We start from the raw sequence: 23,515 nt of genomic DNA, 5'->3' as shown, positions 1-23,515 counted from the left end.
GATGACGACCGTGCACGAGGGACAGGGCGACCTGGTCCTGGGGGCGCTCGGCTCGCTGGGCACGCGCGTCGACTGCGCCGGGTTCAACCGGCTCGACCTGGAGGGGCCGCAGGTGCTGTGGCTGGTGGCGTCCGGCGCGGTGGACCTGTTCGCGGTCGACGCCGGGGAACAGGGCCACTGGCACCACCTGGGGCGCCTGGAGGCGGGCTCGGTGCTGCTCGGACCGGTCGCCGGGCCGCAGCACACCCTGGTGGCGCGGCCGCTGCGGGACTGCGTGGTGCACCGCATCGGCCTGCGCGAGCTGTACCAGCCGGCGAGCACCCAGACCTGGTCGTACGACGCGTACGGCAACCCCCAGTACGTGCCGCCGACGACGAGTCCGCTGGAGTACGCCCTCGCCCTCGGGGTGGGCCGCGGCCTGACCGTCCTCTTCCAGGCGCCGATGGCCGCGGAGCGGGCCGACGCGCCCGCCGACGACGACGTGTTCTGGATGCAGGTGCCGCCGGGCAGCGTGCAGTACGGGGCGGTGTACGGCGAGGAGGCGGCCGCCGACCTGCTGATGGACCCGGCACTGTGGCAGAGCATGGTCGACCAGCAGTACCGGCTGCTGACCACCCTGGACCGCTGGATCGAGCAGCTGGAGCGCACCCACGAGACGCGTACCGCGGCCGGTATCAAGGCCGGTGAGGCGGTGCGCGCGCAGGCCGACCGGACGCTGCTGGCGTCCATCGGCAAGCGCGGGGCGCAGCGCGGCACGGCCGCCGACGCCGACGCCACGTACGCGGCGTGCAGGCTGGTCGCCCGCGCCGCCGGGATCCCGCTCGCCGAACCGGCCCCGGGCGGCACCGAGAGCGACCGGCTCGACCCGGTGGAGCGCATCGCGCTCGCCTCGCGCGTGCGGACCAGGTCGGTGCGGCTGGAGGACCGCTGGTGGCGGGACGACGTGGGTCCGCTGGTCGGGCAGCGCACCCTGTCGGGGGCGCCGGTGGCGCTGCTGTGGCGGCGCGGCGGCTATGTGGCCGTGCATCCGGCGACCGGTCGCGAGACGCCGGTGGAGAAGGCGAACGCCGGGGAGTTCGAGCCGCGTGCGGTGATGTTCTACCGGCCGCTGCCCGAGCGGCGGCCGAGTCCGCTGCGGCTGCTGCGGTTCTGTCTGGCGGGCACCCGCCGGGATCTGACCGGTCTGCTGCTCGCCGGTCTGGTGACGGTGGCGCTCGGCGCGCTGGTGCCGATCGCGACGGGCCGGGTGCTCGGCGAGTTCGTGCCGAAGGCGCAGACCGGGTTGATCGTGCAGGTGTGTCTCGCGGTGATGCTGAGCAGTGTCGTCGCGGCGGCCTTCATGCTGCTGCAGAACCTGACCATCCTGCGCCTGGAGGGCCGGATCGAGGCGACCCTCCAGCCGGCCGTGTGGGACCGGCTGCTGCGGCTGCCGACGAAGTTCTTCACCGAGCGTTCCACCGGTGAGCTGGCGAGCGCGGCCATGGGCATCAGCGCGATCCGCAGACTGCTGGCGGGGGTCGGTCCGACGGTGGCCCAGTCGGTGACCGTCGGGGCGGTGAACCTCGGCCTGCTGCTCTGGTACAGCGTGCCGATGGCCCTGGCCGCGATCGGCATGCTGGTGGTCGTCGCGGGGGTCTTCCTGGGGCTCGGACTGTGGCAGGTGCGCTGGCAGCGGCGGCTGGTCAAGCTCACCAACAAGCTGAACAACCAGGCCTTCCAGACGCTGCGCGGGCTGCCCAAGCTGCGGGTGGCGGCGGCCGAGAACTACGCCTACGCGGCGTGGGCGGAGCGGTTCGCGCACAGCAGGGAGCTGCAGCAGCGGGCGGGGCGGATCAAGAACCTGAACGCGGTGCTGGGCGCGGTGTACCTGCCGCTGTGCACGCTGCTGATGTTCATGCTGCTCGCCGGTCCGGCGCGGGGTTCGATGTCGGCGGCCGAGTTCCTCACCTTCAACGCCTCGGTGACGATGCTGCTGACCTCGGTCACCCAGCTGACCGGCGCGTTCGTGTCGGGGGTGGCGGCGCTGCCGCTGTTCGAGGAGATCCGTCCGGTCCTGGACGCGACGCCCGAGGTGCGGGCGGCGAGCACCCGGCCGGGGCCGCTGTCGGGGGCGATCGAGGCGCGCCGGCTGTCCTTCCGGTACACCGACGACGGGCCACTGGTCCTGGACGACGTGTCCTTCGCGGTGCGTCCCGGGGAGTTCGTGGCGGTCGTCGGCCCCAGCGGCTGCGGCAAGTCGACGCTGCTGCGGCTGCTGATCGGCTTCGACCGGCCGCTGTCCGGCAGCGTCCTGTACGACGGGCAGGACCTGGCGGCGCTGGACCAGTCGGCGGTGCGCAGGCAGTGCGGGGTGGTGCTCCAGCACGCGCAGCCGTTCACCGGCTCGATCCTGGACGTCATCTGCGGCACCGAGCCGTACACGCCCGAGGAGGCGATGGCGGCGGCCGAGATGGCGGGGCTGGCGGAGGACATCAAGCGGATGCCGATGGGGCTGCACACCATCGTGTCGGGCAGCGGCGCGGTCTCCGGGGGCCAGCGGCAGCGGCTGATGATCGCGCAGGCGCTGATCCGCCGGCCGCGCATCCTCTTCTTCGACGAGGCGACCAGCGCCCTGGACAACGAGACGCAGCGCACGGTGATCGAGTCCACCAAGGCCCTCAACGCCACCCGGATCGTCATCGCCCACCGTCTGTCCACGGTGCTGGACGCGGACCGCGTGATCGTGATGGAGGACGGCAAGGTCGCCCAGCAGGGGCCGCCCGCCGAGCTGCTCGCGGACACCGGCGGCCGACTGCACGAGCTGGTGCGGCGACAGCTGGCCTGATCGGCGCTCAAATGGGTACCTGTTGCCCTCATGCGTATCAGCGTGGTGGACGTGGGGTCGAACACGGTCCGGCTCATGGTGGCGGACGCCGAGGGCGGCGTCCCGCTGCCGGTGCACACCGCGAAGTGGCGGCTGCGGCTGTCCGAGCAGGTCAGGCCGGGTCATCCGATCCCCGAGGAAGCCGTGGAGCGGCTCGTCGAGGCGGTCGCCGACGCGAGTGCGACCGCGGACCGCTGGGGCGCGTCGGGGCCGCTGGCCTTCGCGACCGCCGTGGTGCGCGCCGCGCCGAACCGGCGTGAGGTGCTGCGCGCCGTGCACGCCCGAACCGGTGTGCCGCTGTGCACCCTGCCGGGTGAGGTGGAGGCGGAGCTGACGTTCCTCGGGGCCCGGCGCTGGATGGGCTGGCGGGTCGGACCGCTGGCCCTGCTGGACATCGGCGGCGGTTCGCTGGAGGTCGCGTTCGGGCGTGGCAGGCTGCCCGGCTTCGTGGCCTCGCTGCCGCTGGGCGCGGCCCGGCTGACCCACGAGTTCCTGGCGGGCGGCCAGGACCCGGCGTCGCGGGACCAGGTCAGGGAGTTGCGCCGCGGGGTCCGCCACCAGCTGCGGGACGTCGCCGCGCGGATCCGCTGGGAGGGGCCGCGGACGGCCGTGGCCACTTCACGGACCTTCCAGCAGCTCGGGCGGCTGTGCGGGGCCCCGCCGGGTCGGCACGGGCCCTTCATGGAGCGGCGGATGCTCTGCTCGGACCTGGGGGAAGCGGTGGGCCGGCTGGCCGCCCTGTCCGCCGCCGAGCGGGCCCGGCTGCCGGGTATCTCGGCACCGCGCGCGGCGCAGAGTCTGGCCGGAGCGGTGGTGGGGCACACCGCGATGAAGCTGATCGGCCTGGATGCGGTGACGCTCTGCCCCTGGGCGATCCGGGAGGGCGTCCTGCTGCGCCACATCGAGGACGGCCCGTCCTGGTGGGCCGAGGTCGTCCGCCGCAGCGACGAGGCCGCTCCCCCGGCGCCGGTGGCCCTGCGCCTGGCGTCGACGTCGAACTGAACGACCGGAAGCAAGAGCCGCACGACGAGAAACGAGAAGGAGGACATCGTGTCCCGGAACGGCGAGCACGACCACAAGCAGCCCGAGACCGCCATCGAGGAGGTGCTGCGCGAGATCGAGGAGGCCAGGCCCCGCGACGCGGAGTCCGACGAGGGCGGGCACCGGGGCGAGGCGGGGGACGCCACCTCGCCCAACACCGGTGCCCAGAAGGACGCCGAGGGCGAGTGACGTGCCGCTCCACGCGGCCGGGGGTGCCGGGGCGGTGTCCGGGTACTCGCGGCGCATGGAGTACGACCGCGAAGGACCACAGCTGCCGACGGCCCGGGGACCGGTCTCCGAGGCCGTCGGCGCGTACCTGCTCGGCACGGGCCCGCTGCCCTCCGCCGAGGCCGTAGCCGCCGCGCCCGCGTACGGCGACGATCTTCAGCTGGCGCTGTACCAGTGCTACGAGCTGCACTACCGGGGCTTCGCGGGTGTCCGCCCCGACCTGGAGTGGGACCCGGGCCTGCTGGGCGTGCGGGCCGGGCTGGAGCGGCGCTTCCTGTCCGCCCTGCGGGCCGACACCCCGGTCCACGACAGCGTCGCGGACGCGGTCGGGGCGCTGCTGGTCGAGCCCGTCCATGGCGAGGGGGTGAGCCACTTCCTGCGGGACGAGGGCGAATTGTGGCAGCTGCGCGAGTACGCGGCCCAGCGCTCGCTGTACCACCTCAAGGAGGCCGATCCGCACGCCTGGGTGCTGCCGCGGCTGTGGGGCCGCCCGAAGGCGGCGATGGCGGCGGTGGAGTTCGACGAGTGGGGCGGCGGCCGCGCCGACCGGGTGCACGCCCGCCTGTTCGCCGACCTGATGACGGATCTGGACCTGGACACGACGTACGGGGCCCATCTCGACGCGGCCTCGGCCGAGTGCCTGGCCACGGTGAACATGATGTCCCTGTTCGGCCTGCACCGGTCGCTGCGCGGCGCGCTGGTGGGCCACTTCGCGGCGGTGGAGATCACCTCCTCGCCCGGTTCCCGGCGGCTGGCCGAGGCAATGCGCCGCACCGGTGCCGGTCCGGCCGCCGAGCACTTCTACGACGAGCACGTCGAGGCCGACGCGGTGCACGAGCAGATCGTGCGGCACGAGGTGATCGACGGCCTGCTGGAGCAGGAACCGCGGCTCGCGGCGGACGTCGTGTTCGGCATCGACGCCACCGGCCACCTCGAGGATCGCCTCGGCGAGCGGCTGCTCGCCGACTGGCGTGCGGGCCGGTCGTCCCTGCGTACGCCGCTGCCCGCCACGCGCCGCGAGCAACGGGAAATTTCTCATATTTCGTGACGACCGGGGTACGTGGGATCCGTGAATTTCATGGTGCTACCGGGCGTCTACGCCCCTCAGGAGGACACCGCCCTGCTGGCCGGGGCGCTGTCCGACGAGTCGCTCCCGCCGGGCGCGGCCGTGCTCGACGTGGGGACCGGCACGGGCGCCCTCGCACTGGCCGCGGCGCGCCGGGGCGGCCGGGTGACCGCGGTGGACGTGTCGTGGCGCGCGGTGTGCGCCGCACGGCTCAACGCTGCCCGGGCCGGGCTGCCGCTCCGCGTCCGGCACGGCAACCTCTTCACGCCCGTACGCGGTGAGACCTTCGACCTGGTGCTGGCCAATCCGCCGTACGTGCCGGCGCCCGCCTCCGGCCGCCGGCCGCGTGGCGCGGCGCGGGCCTGGGACGCGGGGCACGACGGTCGCATGGTCCTGGACCGGATCTGCCTTCAGGTGCCCCGGCTGCTGCGCCCGGGCGGTGTGCTGCTGCTCGTGCAGTCGGCGCTCAGCGACCCCGCGAGGACCGAGGCGCTGCTGCGCGAGGCGGGCCTGAAGGCCGCGGTCACCCGGCGGCAGCGGATCGCGTTCGGTCCCGTGCTGCGCGGCCGGGAGCGCTGGCTGCGGCAGCGCGGACTGCTGTCCCTGTCCGACTACGAGGAGGAGCTGGTGGTCGTCCGTGCCGAACTCCCCGTCTGACACCCCGGGCCCGCCGGACGCCCCGCGCCGGATCAAGGTCCAGCGCCGGGGGCCGCTGCTGGTGGAAGGGCCGGTGGAGGTGGAGCTGGAGGACGGGACGACGGTGTCCTCCGACCGTTTCCGGGTGGCGCTGTGCACCTGCCGGCGCAGCAGGCGCTATCCGTGGTGCGACACCAGCCACCGCGCCCGGTCGTCCGGGCCCGGTGACGGGCCGGCGGCCGCGAACGACTGACCCTGGGCCCCCGACCCTTGGCGCCGGGTCCGGGAGGGCGGCGGACGGCCCCACTCCGTCCGCCGCCCCCGGTGCGGGCCCGCGAGACCCGTACGGCGGCGGCTCGCACTCCCCAGTGGCGAGCCGCCACTCACGCCGCACGGTCCGGGCGGGCCCGGTCCCTCAGAACGTGAAGACGCTCGCGCTGCCCGCGTTCTTCACGCACTCGTTGGCGAAGGTGCGTTCGTAGGAGAGGCGCCGCCCCTGCCAGACCCCGTCGACGGTGACGACCACGGGGGCGTACTCCCGGGTGCACATCACCGTGTCCTCGGCGGCCAGGGCGCCCGGGTCGCCGTGCGCGGCGCGCAGTTCGGCACAGGCCGCGTCGGCCGCGGGGTGGGTGCCGGAGGCCGTCGGGGCGCAGGTCAGGGTGACCGCGCGCAGGGGTGCGGCGGTGGCAGCGCTCTCTCCGTGCCCCAGGGTCAGCACCAGGGCCGAGGGGGCGTAGAGCGACGCAGGGGCGGTGGCCGGGGAGGCGAGGGAGGCCCCGGCGAGGGGCCCGCAGACGGCGGTGGCCGTCAGGCCCAGAGTCGCTGCCCAGCGCGCGGTGTTCCGCATTGTGTGCATCCTTCCGCTCGTTTCGAGGGTGGTGCCGGCCCGGCCCGGTCGGTGCCGGAACGGCGAGCGCGAGTCTGCCGAGTACCGCACCGAAACTCACCTCGACCCCATGCGTTTCGGTAACCTTGCGTATTGAATCAGTGGCGTGAAGTCACGGATTTTGAACGTTCCAATTCCACAACCGGGCGTCTCTTGATCGAATGTTGAGACCGGAACTGGCCGAATGGCGTGATCCACGCGTTCGCCAATAGGCCTGAAACACCCCTGAAACAGACCCCGGACCCTGACGGCCGCCCCCGGCATACCCGCGGGTATGGTGCCCGCAGCGCGAGCTCGACGACGAGAGGCGGACGTGGGATGCCGAAGCACTGGGCGGACTTCCAGTACGAGATCTATCTGAACGGCATGACGGGCGCGGTGCCCCGGCTGCCCACCGATCTGACCCGGCTGGAGGAGCTGACGGAGCGGCGCCTGGGTCCCGGCCCCTTCGGGTACGTCGCGGGCAGCGCGGGCGACGGCAGCACCGCCCGCGCCAACCGGGCGGCGCTGGCCAGGCGCCGGATCGTCCCGCGCATGCTGCGCGACGTGCACGAGCGCGACCTGCGCGTCGAGGTGCTGGGCCGCGACCTGCCCGCCCCGCTGGCGCTCGCGCCGGTCGGTGTCCTGTCGATCATGCACCCGGACGCGGAGCCCGCCGCCGCCCGGGCCGCCGCCGCCCAGGGCGTGCCGTACATCCTCTCCTCCGCCTCCAGCACGCCCATGGAGCAGGTCGCCGAGGCGATGGGCGACGCCGAGCGCTGGTTCCAGCTCTACTGGCCCAAGGACCGCGAGGTGGCGCGCAGTTTTCTGAACCGCGCCCGGGCGGCCGGGTACACGGCGCTGTTCGTCACGCTGGACACACCGCTGCTGTCCTGGCGCCCGCGCGACCTCGACCAGGCGTACCTGCCGTTCCTGCACGGGGTGGGCACCGCCAACTACTTCTCGGACCCGGCGTTCCAGGCAGGGCTGGCGAAGCCGGTGCACGAGGACCCGAACGCGGCGGTGATGCATTTCGTCGGCATGTTCTCCGATCCGGCCAAGTCCTGGCCCGACCTGGCGTTCCTGCGGGAGAACTGGGACGGCCCGATCGTCCTCAAGGGCGTCCTGCACCCGGACGACGCCCGGCTCGCCGCCGACGCCGGGATGGACGGCGTGGTCGTCTCCAACCACGGCGGCCGTCAGGTGGCCGGTTCCGTCGCGGCGGCCGACGCCCTGCCGCGCGTGGTGGAGGCGGTCGGCGACCGGCTCACCGTGCTGTTCGACAGCGGCGTCCGCACCGGCGACGACGTGTTCAAGGCGCTCGCGCTCGGCGCGCGTGCGGTGCTCGTGGGCCGCCCCTACGCCTACGGTCTGGGCCTGGACGGCCAGGCCGGTGTGGAGCACGTGATCCGCTGCCTGCTCGCCGAACTGGACCTCACCCTGGCCCTGTCCGGACACGCCTCACTGGCCACACCGGGCCCGTCCGACCTGATCGAGGACCCGGTGTAGGGGACGGCGGCACCGTCCCCCGGAACGTGCGGGACTCCTCAACCGCCGGGCAGCTCCACGGCCCGCGCGCCCGGTGCCTCGGTGCGGGCGATGGAGAGGGAGCCCTCCGCCGTCGGCACCGGCTCGGTGCGCCAGCGCTGGGCCTCGGAGCCGTCGTGCACCTTGACGACGACGTCGGCGTCCGGGGCGGCGGTGGTGGCGGCGAGCGCGAGCAGCTGCTGCCCGCGCGGCACCAACTCGCCCTGCCCGGTGAGGTCGTAGCGCACGTCGTCGCCCCGCTCGGTGCCCTCGTCGGCGCAGGTACCGAGGATGACGACTCCGGCGTCCGCCCGCGAGTCCAGGCACAGTCCCGGGTCGGCGACGCTGCGCAGCAGCCCGTCGTCCTCATGGGTCCACTGCTGGGTCCACGCCTCGGAGCACTCCGCCAGCCGGGCGCCCGCCCCGGCCTTCGGCTCGCCCCGGACGTCTAGGCAGAGGTTCGCGGCGACGTTGCGCAGCAGGGTGCGGTCCGCCGCCGTGGGCATCCCGGCCGCGTCGGGCGGTTTCGGGCGGCTCGTGGCGGACGTCTCGCCGTCCTGGTCCGCGGCGCTGGTGGAGGCGGCCGGATCGGCACCGCCGCCGTCGTACGACCACACGCTCACCACGAGCACGATGGCCAGCACCCCGGCGGAGGCGGCACCGAACTGCCTGAGCACCGTCCGTCCGGTACGCGGCCTGCCGGGCACCCTGCGTACCGGCACCGGGATCCGGGCCAGCAGCCCGGGGCGCCCGCCGCGGTGCCGGGCGGCACCCTTGGCCAGGGCGCCCAGCGTCGCCCGGGCCGGACGGGAGTCGAGATAGCGCCGGGCGCCCCAGCCGAGCACGGCCTCGGCGATCAGCGTGCCCAGCTCGCGCTCGAAATGGCCGAGTTGGTCGGCGGCGTGGCGGCAGTGACGGCAGTCCGCGAGATGTTTGCGGACATCCGGCAGCAGGGCGCCGCCCCGGCGAATCGGGACGTCGAGCAGCCGGCCGTGGAAGCGGCACTCCTGGCTCGGCGCGAGCTGCCGGTGGGCGTGCAGACAACCCTCGCGGAATTTCTCACGCGCTTGTTCGAGAGTGGCCGACGCGGTGTCGGTGTCCATCCCCAGCAGACCGGCCGGGACCGTTATGGACTCCCCTTCGACCTCCGTGTGCCACAGCAAACAACGGGCCGGTCCGGGAAGAGAGGCGAATGCCCGGGCGGCCAGCGTGCGGTTTTCCGGGGTCAAGGACTTCGCCGCCCGCATGCCCCGTCCGCCGGCGGGTTTGAGCAACTGCGGCACGGCACCGGATATCGCGTCGTCGGCGGACCACTGGCGGACCGTGTCGCGCACGGCCACCAGCAGGCGCGGGCGCAGTGCGGTGGCCGGTTCGCCCTCGGCGAGCCGGGCCAGTACCCGGTGCCAGGCCGCGGCGGTGACCATGCCGGTGACCTGGGCCGAGGTGGCGAGGCAGATGGTGGCGTAGTCGTGCGCGGGCTGCCAGTGGCGGGCCATGAGCAGCGCGGCGATCCGGGCCGTCTCGCTCTCCGGTCCGTCCCTGAGCCGCGCGGCCAGCAACTCGTCGGACTCCCCGGGGTCCCCGCCCGAGGGCGGGTGGGCGGGCCGAGGGGGGTGGGGGGTGGGCACTGAGGTGTTTCCTTCCCACGCGCAGGCGGCTCAGAAGTTCCGAACGCCGAAAAGGACCCACGGATTGGTGTGTACCTCTTGGGCGGAGCGCGGGAGGCGTGAATTCGCCATGGCGAAATCGGACCCGGCCCGTCAAAGCGCGTGCGAGACCCGGCCTTTACCCCCCGCACGGGTGCTTCACTCTCGCACAAACCACTCATGGTCAACAAGGCGACCGGGCAACATCGGCCGCCTTTGAAAGAAGGTCAGAAACTCCGGCATGCCGAGAGGGCCGCACCGGCATTCCGTTTTCTCCGCGGAAGCGGTGCGGCCCTCGACGGGGGGGCGCGCGGGGTCAGCCGGTCGGGTCAGCCCTGGTCCGCCACGAAGGAGGCCATCCGGGCCAGCGCGGCGTTCCAGTTGATGGTGTGCTCGTTGGTCGACCAGGACTGGATGTCGTCGATGAAGCAGAACTGGCCCACACAGCCCTGGAGTTTGCTCTGTGCGTAGGGGTCCTGGATGCTTGAGTTCGGACCGCCGGACAGGGTGCCGTCGGGCGGCGCGGGCAGGGCGGGGTCGAGCTGGTGGGCGTACCAGCGGCTGTGCTGGTTGTGCGCGTTGACCTCGCCGTATCCGGTCACGTACGACATGTTCAGCGCGTTGCGGCCGAGGATGTAGTCCATGCTCTGCACGGCGCCGTCCCGGTACTTGGAGCCGCCGGTGATGTCGTAGGCGGTGGCGAGGACGACCGCGTTGTTCAGGATCTGGTGGCTGGAGCCCCAGTCGTACACGTTGCCCTCGGGGGCGTAGGGCATGCCGTACGGGTGGGCCTTGAGCGTGGCCAGGTAGCCGTCGGCGCCCCGGACGACGGAGCGGCGTACCTGGTCCCGGCCGGGGAGCCGGCTGGGGACGGTCGCCAGGTCGAGGCGGGCGGCGGCCGCGGTGCGCGCCCAGTCAAAGCCGATCGGGCCGAAGATGTCGGCGGTGTGCACCGGGGAGTCCAGCACGTGCTCCCTGAAGTCCCGCTCCCCCGTCGTCAGGTACAGCTCGGCCGCGGCCCAGTAGAACTCGTCGGCGACCTCCGCGTCGGGGTAGGCGCCGCCGCCGATGCCGTCGTCCGCGTCGGCGAGCAGGTCCGGGTGGGCGAGCGCCGCGGCCCAGGCGGTGCGGGCGGCGTCGAGCGCCTCGGCGGCGAACTCCCGGTCGTAGGGGCGGTACAGGCGGGCGGCCTGCGCGGCCGTCGCCGCCAGGTTGAGGGTCGCCGCGGTGGTCGGCGGGTGGAGTTCGCGCTTCTGCGGGTCGTCGCTCGGCAGCAGCGGCAGCCCGGTCCACTGCTCGTCGTGGATCTTGTGGTGCGCCATTCCGGCCAGCGGCTGTCCGTCCGGCACCTGCATCTTCAGCAGGAACTCCAGCTCCCAGCGGGCCTCGTCGAGGATGTCGGGCACCTTGTTGCCGCTCTCGGGGATGTCGAGCGAACCGTCGCCGAGCTTCGAGGGCTCCCCGGTGCGGGCGTGCAGCGAGCGCTCGTAGGTGCTGAGCAGCTCCCAGGTGGAGATGCCGCCGTTGACGACGTACTTGCCGTGGTCTCCGGCGTCGTACCAGCCGCCGGAGACGTCGAGGGTGTAGTCGCACACGCCGGGTTGGCAGGGCACCTCGGTGTCGCCCCGGTTGGGCGCCGTGCCCACGTGTCCGGCGGGGCGGCCGTAGCCGGGGCGGAGTCCGTCGCTGATCGCGGTGCCGCTGCGCTGCGTGTAGTAGTACTTCGCGGAGTCCAGACGCAGCCGCTCGTAGGCGGCCGTGCCGATGTCGAAGGGGCGGCTGGTCTCACCGTCGGCGACCAGCGTGTAGCCCTCGCCGCGCTTCTTGTACCGGCCGAAGTCGATCGAGTGGACGTTCTGCCCGGAGGAGGCGTCGACGCCGCGCGGCTCGCTCCGGCCGTGGGCGACGACCCGTCCGGCGTCGTCCTTCAGCTGCCAGGGCAGCCGGGAGGTGGCGTCGGTGACGAGCGTGGCGTTCTTCGGTCCCGACGGCAGGTAGGCGACCTGGTTGACCCGCACCCGCGGCCCGGTGTCCGGCACGTACGGCTCGGGCGCCACGCCGCCCAGCAGGGACACGTCGTCCACGCAGAACCGCCAGGCGTCGGGTGTACCGCCGAGCTGGAAGCCCACCTGTCCCTGGGTGGTGTCGACGGGCGAGGTGAAGGTGTACGCGTAGGTGTTGCCCGAGACGCTCAACTGCGGGCTGATCTCGTAGTAGGTGTCGTACGGGGACACCGACAGGCCGACGATCGCCCGGACCACGTGGTCGGCGGGCGTACCGATGGCCGTGAAGGAGAACTTGTACGACTCCCCGGCGACCAGGGTGATGTCGTTCTGGCCGAGGGCCGCGTCCCAGCGGTTGGCGGTGCCGCCGGGGGCATCGGCGCACAGCCGGCCGTCGGTCACGGCGGCGGTGACGTTGCTGCTCGTCCACCAGGAGTCGGTGCCGTTGTCGAAGGTGCCGTTCCTGACCTGCTCGGTCTCCTCGGCACCCGCCGGGGCGGCGGGCAGCGCGGTGACGGCCGCCGCCAGCAGGGCCGTCAGGGAGACGAGCGCGGTTCTGCGTCTTTTCACGTCCGGGGCTCCTCGGGGGAGGTGGCGCTCGCCGGGAATGGGAGCGCTCCCAAATGCGGTCGCAGGCCATGCTTGTGGCAGACATGACACGCCGTCAACGGTCCGGACGGGACCGGTTTCCGAAGTCCGTTCTCCGGTGTCCCCCGTCCGGACCGCCCCTCGAAGGCTCAGGCGGCGGGTGCCTCCAGGCGGCTGACGCGGATCGCTCCCCGTGCCTCGCCGGGGTGGCGGCTGGTCAGCGTGAGGCGGACCCGGGAGCCCCGCAGGGGCCGGAAGGCGATGACCGTGGGCGCGTCGGAGGCGGTGGCCCACTCGGTCCGCACCTCCTTCGCCGCACGCCAGGCACGGCCGTCCCAGACGGCGACCTCGACGGCCGCGGGCAGGCTGTGCCCGTCGTCCACGGTGAAGGAGACCTCGACCCGGTCGTAGGTGCGCGTGCGCCCGTGGTCGACCGAGATCCAGTCCTCGGCGCGGGCGCCGTCGAAGGCGGGGAGCAGGGCGGTGGCCGCCTTGTGGAAGCCGTTGGACCAGCCGGTGGCCGGATCGCCGTCCAGCACGGCGGCGGGCAGGGTGTCGGGCCGGCCGGAGTAGCTCGCGTCCGCGTGCGGGTGGTCCACGGGCGCCGGGTGCTCGGGGCGGAACTCCGCGGCCGGTGTGGTCGCCCGGTCCCCGGCCCGCCGGGCGCGGACCGTCGCCGTGCCGGTGCGCAGCCCGTCCGCGCGGGCCGTCACCCGTACCGTGCCCGGGCGGGTGCCGGACCGGACGATCGCCAGCGCCTTGCCGTGGAAGGCGGTGCGGGTACTCGCCTGGTAGCGCTCGGCGCTCTCCTGGCGGCCGTTGTCGAGTCCGGCGAGCGAGCCGCCCACGACGTCGAAGGAGATCAGCTGCTCGGCGCCGGGCACGACCGCACCGTGCCGGTCGACCACCTCGGCGGTGACGAAGACCAGGGAGCGGCCGTCCGCGTCGACGGTCTCGCGGTCCGGGGCGAGGCGCACGGCGTGCGGCGTCCCGGCGGTGCGCAGGACGTCGGTGGCCACCGTCCTGCCGCCGCGCCGGGCGACGGCCTTCAGCTCGCCCGCCGCGAAGGGCACCCGCCAGGTCAGGTGCAGCTTGCCCGCGCTGCCGTTCGGGCTGGTGTAGCTGCCGGGGTAGGGGCCGTCGGTGAAGGTCTTGTCGTCGCCGGTGGCCTCGGTGGTCTCCAGGTAGGTCCGGCCGTCGACGGTCTTCTTGGTGTCGAAGCGGCGGGTGCCGAGGGACTTCCCGTTCAGGTACAGCTCGACGGTGTCGGCGTTGGTGTAGGCCCAGACCTCGACGGTGTCGCCCTCGCGGTGGTTCCAGGTCGTGGGCAGCAGGTGGACCATCGGCTCGTCCGTCCACTGGCTGCGGAACAGGTGGTACATGTCCTTCGGGAACCCGGCCGTGTCGACCGCGCCGAAGAAGGACGCCTTCACCGGGAAGACGTCGTACGGGGTGGGCTCCCCGATGTAGTCGATGCCGGACCACAGGAACTGCCCGGCGAACCACTTGCGGTCCCGGTCCTTCTTGTGGCCGTACTCCCCGCTCATCGTCCAGGAGGCGAGGTTGTTGTCGTAGGAGGAGGTGGCCCGTCCGCCCGGGGTGTGGTTCTCGCCGGTGTTCAGGTGTTCCGGCTCCTGGTAGGTGCCGCGGGTGGAGGTCTCGGACGACGACTCGGACTCGAACAGGAAGAGGCGCGGGTAGGCGGCGTGCAGGTCGTCCACCGACTTGGCGGTGTTGTAGTTGAGGCCGAGTCCGTCCAGCTTGGCCAGCATCAGGTCGGCGGCGGAGCCCTTGGCGGGCAGCCTGCGGTACTTGTCGGAGCCGATGACCAGGGGGCGGGTGTCGTCGGCGGCGCGGATGGCGTCGATGACGCGGTCGGCCATGGCGAGTCCGGCGGTGGCGGTGGAGTCGGGGACCTCGTTGCCGATGGACCACATGACGACGGCGGGCGAGTTGCGGGCCGCGAGCACCATCTCGGTGGCGTCCCGCTCGCACCACTCGTCGAAGAACCGGCCGTAGTCGTAGCGGTTCTTGCCGGTGCGCCAGCAGTCGAAGGCCTCCACCAGCATGATGATGCCCATCTCCTCGCAGACCTCGATCATCTCCGGCGAGGGCGGGTTGTGCGAGGTGCGGAAGGCGTTGACGCCCATCGACCGCATGATGGTCATCTGGCGGCGGATCGCGTCGATGCTCACCGCGGCGCCGAGCGCGCCGAGGTCGTGGTGCAGGTCGACGCCCTTGATCTTGGCGTACCTGCCGTTGAGGTGGAAGCCCTCGTCGGGATCGACGTGGAAGGTGCGGATGCCGAACGGGGTGCGGTACGTGTCGACGGTCCGGCCGCCGACGCGCAGTTCGGTGTGCAGGGTGTAGCGGTGCGGGTCCGCGAAGTCCCAGAACCGCGGGCGTGCGACGGTGAGTTCGTGGGTCTCGGACGCCGCGTCGGTGATGTGCGCCGTGGAGGCGGCGCGGGCCACGGTGCGGCCGTCCGCGTCCTTCACCGCCGACCGGACCTCGACCTCGCGCGCGGCGCCCGAGGCGTTCACCACCTGCGTCTCCACCCGGACGACGGCGCTCTCCCCGCTCACCCGCGGCGTGGTGACGCAGGTGCCCCAGCGCCGTACGTGCACCGGCTCGGTGACGACCAGGCGGGCCTCGCGGTAGATGCCGCTGCCGGAGTACCAGCGGCTGCTCGGCAGTTGGTTGCGCACCCGCACCGCGAGGACGTTCTCGGTACGGCCGTCGGTGTGCACCAGGTCGGTGAGGTCGAGGGCGAAGCCGGTGTAGCCGTAGGGGTGGTGGCCGACCTCCCGGCCGTTGCAGTGGACGCGTGCGTCCATGTAGACGCCGTCGAACTCGACCGAGATCCGCTTCCCGGCGAGCGCGGGCGGCAGGGTGAAGGCGAGGCGGTACCAGCCGAGGCCGCCCGGCAGGAAGCCGGTGCCGCTGGTCGTGCCGTGCTCGGTGGTGGGTGTCTGCTCGATGCTCCAGTCGTGCGGGACGGCGACCTCGCGCCACTCCGAGTCGTCGTGGGCGGGATCGGCGGCGTCCGTGGTGTCCTCGGCCGCGCCGTCGAGGTCGACCAGCCGAAAGCGCCAGCCGTCGCGCAGGGGGATGGTGCCGCGGCCCGCGGCGTCGCCGGTCGCGTCCGCGGCCCGCGCCGACGAGGCGGCGAACGCCATTCCGGCCGCGGGCGTGGCGGCGGAGGCGATCAGAAGCGATCTGCGCGTGACCGTCATGGCGGATCTCCCTCATCAGGACTCATCAAGGCTCATCAGAACTCAAGAGCACTCACAAGCGATCGCGAACAAACAGATTCTGACGTCGGGGCATACGCGCGCGTCAAGGCCACGGAAAGCACTTTCTGTCCGGTGGGCTCCGGACCGCCCGGTGACCGGCGCGGCGGTCGGGTCCTGTGCGCCCGGTGGGTTCGGGTCCGCGCACGGCCCGAACCCACTAGGCTGGGACCCAGGTGACGCGCTGATCACTGTGAGTGTGCGCAATGGAGTGGCGACGATGAGTCCGGTCAACCCGTTCGACGATGCCGCCACGGCCCGCGCCGTCGTCGACGGCTCCGGCACCTTGCGGGAGTGGAACGAGGGCGCCCGGCTGCTGCTCGGTCATCCGGCCGCCGAGGTCGTGGGGCGCCCCGCCGCCGACCTGCTCGCGGACGACCGCCACGGCACACCTCCTGGGCGCGACGACGAACAGTGGAGCGGCACCCTGGCCCTGCGCCACCGCGACGGACACGCCGTGTCGGTCTGGGTGCTGGCCCACCGCAGGGCGGCCGAGGACGGCGCCCCGCCCACCTGGCTCGCCGTCACCCCGCTGCGGACCGGACCGGAACCGGAGGACGACCCGCTGGTCACAGCGGCCCTCACCCAGTCCCCCTGCGCCATGATGATCTTCGACGACCGGCTCCTGCTGCGCGGGGTCAACGACGCCATGGCGCGCCTGCTCGGGCTCCCGTCGGAGCGCGTGCGCGGACTGCGGGCCACCGACTTCGGCGACCGGCCGCAGAACGCGGAACTGGAGCGGCGGATGCGGCGCGTGCTGGACACCGGCCGCCGGCACGACATGCAGGCCCGGCTCAAGGCCGTGGGCGAGAGCCGCGCCCACGCCTGGAACGCCCGTATCGCGCCGCTCACCGGCGCCGACGGCCAGGTGATCGGCGTGTGTGTCAGCGCCCACGACTTCACGGAGCAGCACCGCGCCCGCGAGCGGCTGCAACTGGTGAACGAGGCCAGCGTGCGCATCGGCACCACCCTCGACGTCACCCGTACGGCTCAGGAACTGGCGGACGTGTGCGTCCCCCCGCTCGCCGACTTCGTCAGCGTCGACCTGCTGGAGCCGCAGGAGCACGGCGGTGAGCCCGCCACCGTGGTCGAGCCGCCGGTCGGCCTGCGCCGCACGGCGCACCGGTCGGTCACCGAGGACTGCCCGCAGTCGGTGGCCGAGATCGGACAGCTGGACGTCTATCCGGCCGGCTCGCCCCAGGCCGAGTGCCTGCTCTCGGGCCAGGCGATCGTGGCCTCGGCGGCCTACGGCGACCTCGAACGCTGGCTCCAGTGGGACCCCGTCCGCCTGCGGCGGGTGAAGGAGTACGGCATCCACTCCACGATGTCGGTGCCGCTGCAGGCCCGCGGCACCACCCTCGGCGTCGCGAACTTCACCCGGTTCAGCCGTCCCGACCCCTTCACCCACGACGACGTGCTGCTGGCCGAGGAGGTCACCGCCCGCGCCGCGGTCTGCATCGACAACGCCCGCCGCTACTCGCGCGAGCGCGAGGCCACGCTGACCCTGCAGCGCAGCCTGCTCCCCCGGTGGCTGCCGCCCACCGCCGCGGTGCAGGCGGCCTCCCGCTATCTTCCCGCGGCCCGCTCGGGCGTCGGCGGCGACTGGTTCGACGTGATCCCGCTGTCCGGGATGCGGGTCGCGATGGTCGTCGGGGACGTCGTCGGCCACGGCATCCCGGCCTCCGCCACCATGGGCCGGCTGCGTACCGCCGTGCGCACCCTCGCCGACATCGACCTGACGCCCGAGGAGTTGCTCACCCACCTCGACGACCTGGTGGTGCGGCTGTCCGAGGAGTCCGGCGACGACCGGGCGGGCGAGGTGGGCGCGACGTGTCTGTACGTGGTGTACGACCCGGTGTCCCGGCACTGCTCCATGGCCCGGGCCGGGCACCCGGCGCCCGTCCTGGTCCCGCCGGACGGTCCGCCCGAGCAGGTCGAACTGCCGTCCGGGCCGCCGCTGGGCGTGGGCGGCCTGCCGTTCGAGTCGGCGGAGCTGGAGCTGCGCGAGGGCAGCCTGCTGGCGCTGTACACCGACGGTCTCGTCGAGAGCCGGGACCGCGACACCGACGCCGGCCAGGCACTGCTGCGCGAGGCGCTGGCCGCTCCCGCCGACTCCCTGGACACCACCTGCGACCGGGTGCTGCACCGCCTCCTCCCGTCGGGCAGCGCCGCCGACGACGTGGCCCTGCTGCTGGCCCGGACCCGGGGGCTGCCCGCCGGACAGGTCGCCACCTGGGACATCCCGGCCGACCCGGCGCTGGTCGCCCCGGTCCGCAAGCAAGTCCTCGAACGGCTTTCCGACTGGAACCTGCTGGAGGCGACCTTCACCGCCGAGCTGGTCGTGAGCGAGCTGGTCACCAACGCCATCCGGTACGGCTCCCCGCCGATCCGGCTCCGGCTGATCCACGACACGGCCACCCTGATCTGCGAGGTCTCCGACACCAGCCACACCGCGCCGCATCTGCGCCGGGCCAGGACCTGGGACGAGGGCGGGCGCGGTCTGCTCCTGGTGGCCCAGCTCACCCAGCGCTGGGGCAGCCGGCACACGGCCGAGGGCAAGACGATCTGGGCGGAGCTGGGACTGCTCGACAACGAGGAGTGAGACCCCGTCATCCTGTCCTCGCCCCGATGCGGAGGGCGCCCCCTCGTTTCCCGCACCGTGCGGCGGGACACTCGGCAGTACGGGGCGTACGGTGCCGGTCGCATCGGGGCCGTGCGCGAGAGCCTTACGGGAGTGTGGAGAAGCGATGGCGAACACGCCCCAGCCACTGCGCCGGACGGCCCTGCTCGCGAGCGGGGTCGCGCTGCTCGGTCTGTTGGCCGCCTGCGGCAACGAGAGCGCCACATCGAGCGGCACCCCGCAGCCGAGCCAGACCGCCCGCACGGCCGGCACGGCCGGCACGGACCCGGGCAGCGGCACCGCGACGCCCGGCGACACCGCGCCGGCGGTCGGCGCCACGCCCACCGACACCGCGGGCTCGGCCTCCGCCTCGGCCCGCACCGACGGCCGCTGCCACACCTCGGAGCTGCGGGCCGCCGTCGGCCGCGTGGACCCGGGAGCCGGGCAGCGCAACTTCCCCGTCGTGCTGACCAACACCTCCGAGCGCACCTGCACGGTGTACGGCTATCCGGGCGCCGCCTTCGTGGACGCGTCCGGCAAGCAGCTGGGCCCGGACCCCGAGCGCGCCCCGGGCTCCCCCGAGACGGTCACGCTGACGCCGGGCAAGAGCGCGTGGGCCGGGCTGTCGTTCTCCAGTCCGCAGATCAGCGGCGCCCGCACGGCCACCCCGGCGGCGCTGCTCGTCACCCCGCCGGACGAGCGGGAGCCCCTGAAGGTGAAGTGGACGGCCGGCGAGGTCCCGGTCGGCGGCGACGAGTCGCCGGTGTCGGTCACCGCCCTGGAGGTGGGCACCGGCCCCTGAGGCACGGGTCCTCCGCAGACGCCGGTCCGGCGATCAGTGACCGGCGATCGGGTGCGGGGCGTAGGGCCGCTGGAGTTCCTCGGTCTCCTTCTCGCTCAGCGTGAGTCCGACCGCCGCCACGGCGTCCTCGATGTGGCCCGGCCTGGAGGCGCCGACGATGGGCGCGGTCACCGTGTCCTGGTGCAGCAGCCACGCCAGGGCGACCTGGGCGCGCGGGACACCGCGCTCACCGGCGATGCGGGCGACGGCCTCGGCCACGGCACGGTCGCCCTCCTGGTAGAGGGTGCTGCCGAAGGTGTCGGTGGTGCTGCGCTCGGTGGCGGTGTCCCAGTCGCGGGTGAGGCGGCCGCGGGCGAGCGGGCTCCAGGGCAGCACGCCGACGCCCTGGTCCGCGCAGAGGGGCAGCATCTCGCGCTCCTCCTCGCGGTAGACGAGGTTGTAGTGGTTCTGCATGGACACGAACTTGGTCCAGCCGTGCCGCTCGGCGGTGTACTGCATCTTGGAGAACTGCCAGGCGTACATCGAACTGGCCCCTATGTAGCGCGTCTTGCCCGCCTTCACCAGGTCGTGCAGGGCCTCCATCGTCTCCTCGACCGGGGTGTGCGGGTCGAAGCGGTGGATCTGGTAGAGGTCGACGTAGTCGGTGCCCAGGCGCCTGAGACTGTGGTCGATCTCGGTCATGATCGCCTTGCGGGACAGTCCGGCGCCGTTCGGCCCGGGCCGCATCCGGCCGTTCACCTTGGTCGCGAGCACGATGTCGTCGCGGCGGGCGAAGTCGGCCAGCGCCTTGCCGACGATCTCCTCGCTGGTGCCGTCGGAGTAGACGTTGGCCGTGTCGAAGAAGGTGATCCCGGCCTCCAGCGCCTGCCGGATCAGCGGACGCGAGGCCTCCTCGTCGAGGGTCCACTCGTGCGTGCCGCGGTCGGGTACGCCGTAGGTCATGCAGCCCAGGCAGATCCGCGACACGTCCAGACCTGTCGAACCGAGCTTCACGTACTGCATCGTTGCTGCTCCCGTCTTCGCGGATCACCGGTACCGGGCGAGCGTACGTCTTCGCGCGGGCTCGGGCTCCGGCCGGGTCAGCGCCCTTCGAGCAGGTCCAGGGCTCGCTCCCAGCCGAACTCCGGGCGGCCGCCGTCCTCCTCGGCGCCCCCGGGGTTCCCGGCGTACGGGTCGCCGAAGCGCACGCCCATCCCGCGCAGCCGGGCCAGGCTCTCCCGGTACGCGGGGTGGGCGGCCAGCGCGTCGGCCACGCACGGCAGGACGGCGACCGGGACGCCGAGGCCGCACGCCTCGCACAGGGTGGCCACGGCGAGGGTGTCGGCCAGGCCCGCGGCCCACTTGTTGAGCGTGTTGAAGGTGGCGGGCGCGACCACGACGGCGTCCGGCGCCGGGAAGGGCCGCGGATCGCCCGGTGCGCGCCAGGCCGAGCGGACCGGGCGGCCGGTCCGCTCCTCGACGGCGGCCGCGTCGAAGAAGCCGCCCATGGCGACCGGTGTCGCGATGACCCCGACCTCCCAGCCGCGTGTCCGCGCCGCGTCGATCAGCCCGCCGACGCCTTCGGCCACGCCCGCGGCGCAGACGACCACGTAGAGGAAGGGCCTCGCGGCCCCGTCGCTTCCGCTTCCGGCCTGTTCGCTCACCCCGGAACCCTACTGGGCGGGCCTCGGGCCGTGGATGCGCCGGTCCCGCTCCTCGATGCGCACGTCGTTGATGCTCGCCTCGCGCCGGGTCATCAGGCCGTGCCCGTCGAACTCCCACAGCTCGTTGCCGTAGGAGCGCCACCACTGGCCCTCGGTGTCGCGGGACTCGTACTGGAAGCGGACGGCGATGCGGTTGCCGTCGAAGGCCCACAGGTCCTTGCGCAGCGCGTACTCCCGCTCGCGCGCCCACTTGGCGGTCAGGAACTCGACGATGGCGGGGCGGCCGGTGAGGAAGACGTCGCGGTTGCGCCAGACCGAGTCCTGCGAGTAGGCGAGGGAGACCCGCTGCGGGTCACGGGTGTTCCACGCGTCCTCCGCGGCCCGCACCTTGCGCTCGGCGGTCTCCCGGGTGAACGGCGGCAGGGGCGGCCGGTCGGTCGTCGTCATGGCTGAACCTCCGTGCGCTACAGCGGAGAACGAGCGTTCTCTATCGGGCTGCTACCGTAGGAGAACGCCGGTTCTCCAGTCAAGGAAGAGGTCCCATGGACAGCGAGGCCGCCCGGGAGCGGGCACTGGACGCGGCGGAGGGGCTCTTCTACGCACGCGGGGTGCGGGCCGTCGGCATGGACGAGGTCCGCGGTGCCTCCGGCGTCTCGCTCAAACGCCTGTACCAGCTCTTCCCGGCCAAGGAGCAGTTGGTCGTGGCCTGGCTGGACCGGCGCGACCAGCGCTGGCGGGGACGGCTGTCCGAGTACGTCGACCGGCGCGAGGCGCCCGGCGCGCGCGTCCTGGCCGTGTTCGACTGGCTCGGCGTGTGGTTCACCGAGCCCGGCTTCCGCGGCTGCGCCTGGATCAACGCCTACGGCGAACTGGGTCCCGCCTCGCCCCCGGTGGCGGAGCGGGTGCGGACCCACAAGGCGGCGTTCCGCGCGTACCTCGACGGCCTGGTGGCCGGAGCGGGGCTGCCCGCCTCGCTGGGCGGGCAGCTCTTTCTGCTGGCGGAGGGCGCCATGGTGACGGCGGGTGTCACGGGCGGTGCCGAGCCCGCTCGCCAGGCACGGGAGGCGGCACGGGTGCTGCTGGGTGCGGCCGGGGCGGAACGACCCTAGGTTGCGCCCCGGCGGTGGCGAGGAGGGGTACGCGCGACTGTCAGCGGGCGTCCGGAAGGGTGCCGGCGCCCTCCGTCTCCTCGGCGGTGATCGCGCCCACGGGGCAGGCGCGGGCCGCCTCCCGTACCAGCGCGCTGCCGCCGCCGTCCTCCCGGCCGGGGCGCAGTGTGCTGTAGCCGTCGTCGTCCTGGGTGAAGACGTCGGGGGCGGTCAGGGCGCACTGGCCCGCGCCGATACAGGTGTCCTTGTCGATGCCGATACGCATGTCCGGAGCCTCCTACCAGGCCACGGGGAGTTCCAGCATCCCCTGGATCGTGTCGCCGGGTTTGAAGGGGATCTCGTCGGCCGGGGCGGCCAGGCGCAGCGTGGGCAGCCGGTCGAAGAGCGCGTGCAGGGCGATCTCCAGTTCGGCGCGGGCCAGGTTCTGGCCGAGGCACTGGTGGATGCCGAAGCCGAAGGCGACGTGGTGGCGGGCCGGGCGGTGCCAGTCGAGGGCGTCCGGGTCGGGGTAGACGCTCTCGTCGCGGTTGATGACGGAGGTCGAGAAGACGACTCCGTCACCGGCCCGGATGGTCTGCCCGTCCACGTCGATGTCCTCGGTGGCCATCCGCAGCAGCCCGTCGGCGATCGACAGGACGCGCAGCAGCTCCTCCACGGCGTCCGGCAGCAGCGCGGGGTCCGCGCGCAGTTCGGCCAGCCGGCGCGGGTTGGTCAGGAGGGTGTAGGTACCGAGCGAGATCATGTTGGCGGTGGTCTCGTGGCCGGCGACCAGCAGGATCACCGCGAAGGCGATCAGTTGGTCGCGGTCGATCGCGCCGTCGGCGAGCTGTCGCGCGACCAGGTCGTCCAGCAGGCCGTCGCCGGGTTCCCGCCGCTTGCGATCGATCAACTCCCCCAGGTACGCCTCCAGTCGGCCGCGGGCATCCTGGGTGTCGGCGGGCAGGGGGCCGCGCAGCAGCCGGCGGGACTGTTCCTCGAAGAAGTCGTGGTCGGCGTAGGGGACCCCGAGCAGTGCGCAGATCACCATCGACGGCACGGGCAGCGCGAAGGCCGTCACCAGGTCGGCGGGCGGGCCCTGCGCGATCATCGCGTCGAGCCGTTCGTCGACGATCCGCCGGATGCGCGGGCGCAGCGCGGCGGCGCGTTTGAGGGTGAACTCCGGGAGCACCAGCTTGCGCTGGGCGCGGTGCTCGGGGTCGTCCACTCCTAGCAGTGCGGTCCTGCGCCCGCGTACGGCGGCCAGGCGCGCCGAGGTGGCGGGGAAGCCGTCGCGGGTGCGGTCGGTCGACAGGCGCTGGTCGGCCAGCAGCCTGCGGGCGGCGGTGTGCCCGGTCACCAGCCAGGCCGGGCGGCCGTCGAAGAGGGTGATCCGGGTCAGCGGCCGGGCGGCGCGCAACGGGTCGTAGCCGGCGGGCGGCTGGTAGGGACAGGTCCGGTCCTGCGGGAAGGCGACGGGGGGCGCCGCGCCCTTGTCCCGCGTCGTGCCGGTGTTCGTCGTCGTGCCGGTGTTCGTCGTCGTGTCGGTGTCCGTCATGGAAGACCTCGCAGACGAAGAGTGCGTCGTGATCGTCATTAGATGCCT

General features: G+C 73.2%; 19 protein-coding genes. 10 read left to right on the top strand and 9 right to left on the bottom strand.

The features are described from left to right. Position 1 precedes the first annotated feature (1 nt). Genes ACGH52_RS35175 through ACGH52_RS35150 form a run of 6 tightly spaced genes read left to right on the top strand, consistent with a single transcriptional unit; the run spans position 2 to position 6,087 of the window. Positions 2-2,824, top strand: coding sequence for an NHLP bacteriocin export ABC transporter permease/ATPase subunit (locus tag ACGH52_RS35175; RefSeq protein ID WP_121701584.1), 2,823 nt, complete (start codon positions 2-4; stop codon positions 2,822-2,824). A gap of 30 nt (positions 2,825-2,854) precedes the next feature. Then, on the top strand, positions 2,855-3,865 hold the full coding sequence (locus tag ACGH52_RS35170; RefSeq protein WP_076972813.1) for a hypothetical protein: 1,011 nt from the start codon (positions 2,855-2,857) through the stop codon (positions 3,863-3,865). Between the two features lie 48 nt (positions 3,866-3,913). After that, positions 3,914-4,093 (top strand): hypothetical protein, encoded by a 180-nt coding sequence (locus tag ACGH52_RS35165; RefSeq protein ID WP_076972814.1) that lies wholly within the window; start codon positions 3,914-3,916, stop codon positions 4,091-4,093. Positions 4,094-4,148: 55 nt separating this feature from the next. After that, positions 4,149-5,180 carry an iron-containing redox enzyme family protein gene (locus ACGH52_RS35160; protein ID WP_076972942.1) on the top strand — a complete coding sequence of 344 codons (1,032 nt, stop codon included), beginning with the start codon at positions 4,149-4,151 and terminating at the stop codon, positions 5,178-5,180. 30 nt (positions 5,181-5,210) lie between these two features. Further along, positions 5,211-5,855, top strand: a complete 645-nt coding sequence (locus tag ACGH52_RS35155; protein WP_171986997.1) for a HemK2/MTQ2 family protein methyltransferase — start codon at positions 5,211-5,213, stop codon at positions 5,853-5,855. After that, a complete protein-coding gene (locus ACGH52_RS35150; protein WP_399945342.1) occupies positions 5,836-6,087 on the top strand; it encodes a CDGSH iron-sulfur domain-containing protein in 252 nt (83 codons plus the stop codon). The genes ACGH52_RS35155 and ACGH52_RS35150 overlap by 20 nt, the downstream gene beginning before the upstream one ends. 162 nt (positions 6,088-6,249) lie before the next feature. Here ACGH52_RS35150 and ACGH52_RS35145 read toward each other — a convergent pair whose 3' ends face one another. Further along, positions 6,250-6,684 (bottom strand): protease inhibitor, encoded by a 435-nt coding sequence (locus ACGH52_RS35145; protein ID WP_076972816.1) that lies wholly within the window; start codon positions 6,682-6,684, stop codon positions 6,250-6,252. Between the two features lie 357 nt (positions 6,685-7,041). On the opposite strand from ACGH52_RS35145, the gene ACGH52_RS35140 reads away from it, so the two are divergent. After that, on the top strand, positions 7,042-8,211 hold the full coding sequence (locus ACGH52_RS35140) for a lactate 2-monooxygenase (protein ID WP_399945339.1): 1,170 nt from the start codon (positions 7,042-7,044) through the stop codon (positions 8,209-8,211). Positions 8,212-8,249: 38 nt separating this feature from the next. Here ACGH52_RS35140 and ACGH52_RS35135 read toward each other — a convergent pair whose 3' ends face one another. The 3 genes from ACGH52_RS35135 to ACGH52_RS35125 all read right to left on the bottom strand — a co-directional run bounded on the left by ACGH52_RS35135 (position 8,250) and on the right by ACGH52_RS35125 (position 15,702). After that, positions 8,250-9,857, bottom strand: a complete 1,608-nt coding sequence (locus ACGH52_RS35135; RefSeq protein WP_076972818.1) for an RICIN domain-containing protein — start codon at positions 9,855-9,857, stop codon at positions 8,250-8,252. 347 nt (positions 9,858-10,204) lie between these two features. After that, a complete protein-coding gene (locus ACGH52_RS35130) occupies positions 10,205-12,448 on the bottom strand; it encodes a cellulase (RefSeq protein ID WP_399945336.1) in 2,244 nt (747 codons plus the stop codon). A gap of 167 nt (positions 12,449-12,615) precedes the next feature. Further along, the gene (locus tag ACGH52_RS35125) at positions 12,616-15,702 is read right to left on the bottom strand and encodes a glycoside hydrolase family 2 TIM barrel-domain containing protein (protein WP_399945333.1); all 3,087 of its coding nucleotides are present in this window, start codon (positions 15,700-15,702) and stop codon (positions 12,616-12,618) included. 277 nt (positions 15,703-15,979) lie between these two features. Between ACGH52_RS35125 and ACGH52_RS35120 the strand changes: the two genes are divergently transcribed. Both ACGH52_RS35120 and ACGH52_RS35115 read left to right on the top strand, forming a co-directional pair. After that, entirely contained in the window at positions 15,980-18,361 is a 2,382-nt protein-coding gene (locus ACGH52_RS35120) for a SpoIIE family protein phosphatase (RefSeq protein WP_399945330.1), read from the top strand. A gap of 145 nt (positions 18,362-18,506) precedes the next feature. Beyond that, a complete protein-coding gene (locus ACGH52_RS35115) occupies positions 18,507-19,181 on the top strand; it encodes a DUF4232 domain-containing protein (protein ID WP_121702833.1) in 675 nt (224 codons plus the stop codon). Between the two features lie 33 nt (positions 19,182-19,214). Here the strand turns inward: ACGH52_RS35115 and ACGH52_RS35110 are convergent, their stop codons facing one another. The 3 genes from ACGH52_RS35110 to ACGH52_RS35100 all read right to left on the bottom strand — a co-directional run bounded on the left by ACGH52_RS35110 (position 19,215) and on the right by ACGH52_RS35100 (position 21,271). After that, on the bottom strand, positions 19,215-20,183 hold the full coding sequence (locus ACGH52_RS35110; RefSeq protein ID WP_399945325.1) for an aldo/keto reductase: 969 nt from the start codon (positions 20,181-20,183) through the stop codon (positions 19,215-19,217). 77 nt (positions 20,184-20,260) lie between these two features. Beyond that, positions 20,261-20,824, bottom strand: coding sequence for a flavoprotein (locus tag ACGH52_RS35105; protein WP_399945322.1), 564 nt, complete (start codon positions 20,822-20,824; stop codon positions 20,261-20,263). Between the two features lie 9 nt (positions 20,825-20,833). Further along, positions 20,834-21,271: a nuclear transport factor 2 family protein gene (locus ACGH52_RS35100; protein ID WP_121702830.1), complete on the bottom strand. Its 438-nt coding sequence runs from the start codon at positions 21,269-21,271 to the stop codon at positions 20,834-20,836. Between the two features lie 95 nt (positions 21,272-21,366). Between ACGH52_RS35100 and ACGH52_RS35095 the strand changes: the two genes are divergently transcribed. After that, positions 21,367-21,933, top strand: coding sequence for a TetR/AcrR family transcriptional regulator (locus ACGH52_RS35095; RefSeq protein WP_399945319.1), 567 nt, complete (start codon positions 21,367-21,369; stop codon positions 21,931-21,933). 40 nt (positions 21,934-21,973) lie between these two features. Here the strand turns inward: ACGH52_RS35095 and ACGH52_RS35090 are convergent, their stop codons facing one another. Both ACGH52_RS35090 and ACGH52_RS35085 read right to left on the bottom strand, forming a co-directional pair. Beyond that, complete coding sequence (locus tag ACGH52_RS35090; RefSeq protein WP_059296815.1) at positions 21,974-22,198, bottom strand: ferredoxin; 225 nt, start codon at positions 22,196-22,198, stop codon at positions 21,974-21,976. 12 nt (positions 22,199-22,210) lie between these two features. Next, positions 22,211-23,467, bottom strand: a complete 1,257-nt coding sequence (locus ACGH52_RS35085) for a cytochrome P450 (RefSeq protein ID WP_076972828.1) — start codon at positions 23,465-23,467, stop codon at positions 22,211-22,213. Between the last annotated feature and the right edge of the window lie 48 nt (positions 23,468-23,515).

This window comes from Streptomyces sp. BBFR25 (genome assembly GCF_044590125.1).
GTDB lineage: Bacteria > Actinomycetota > Actinomycetes > Streptomycetales > Streptomycetaceae > Streptomyces > Streptomyces canus_D.
Note: the sequence above shows the minus strand (reverse complement) of the source record. Positions and strands in the feature narration are given on the sequence as shown.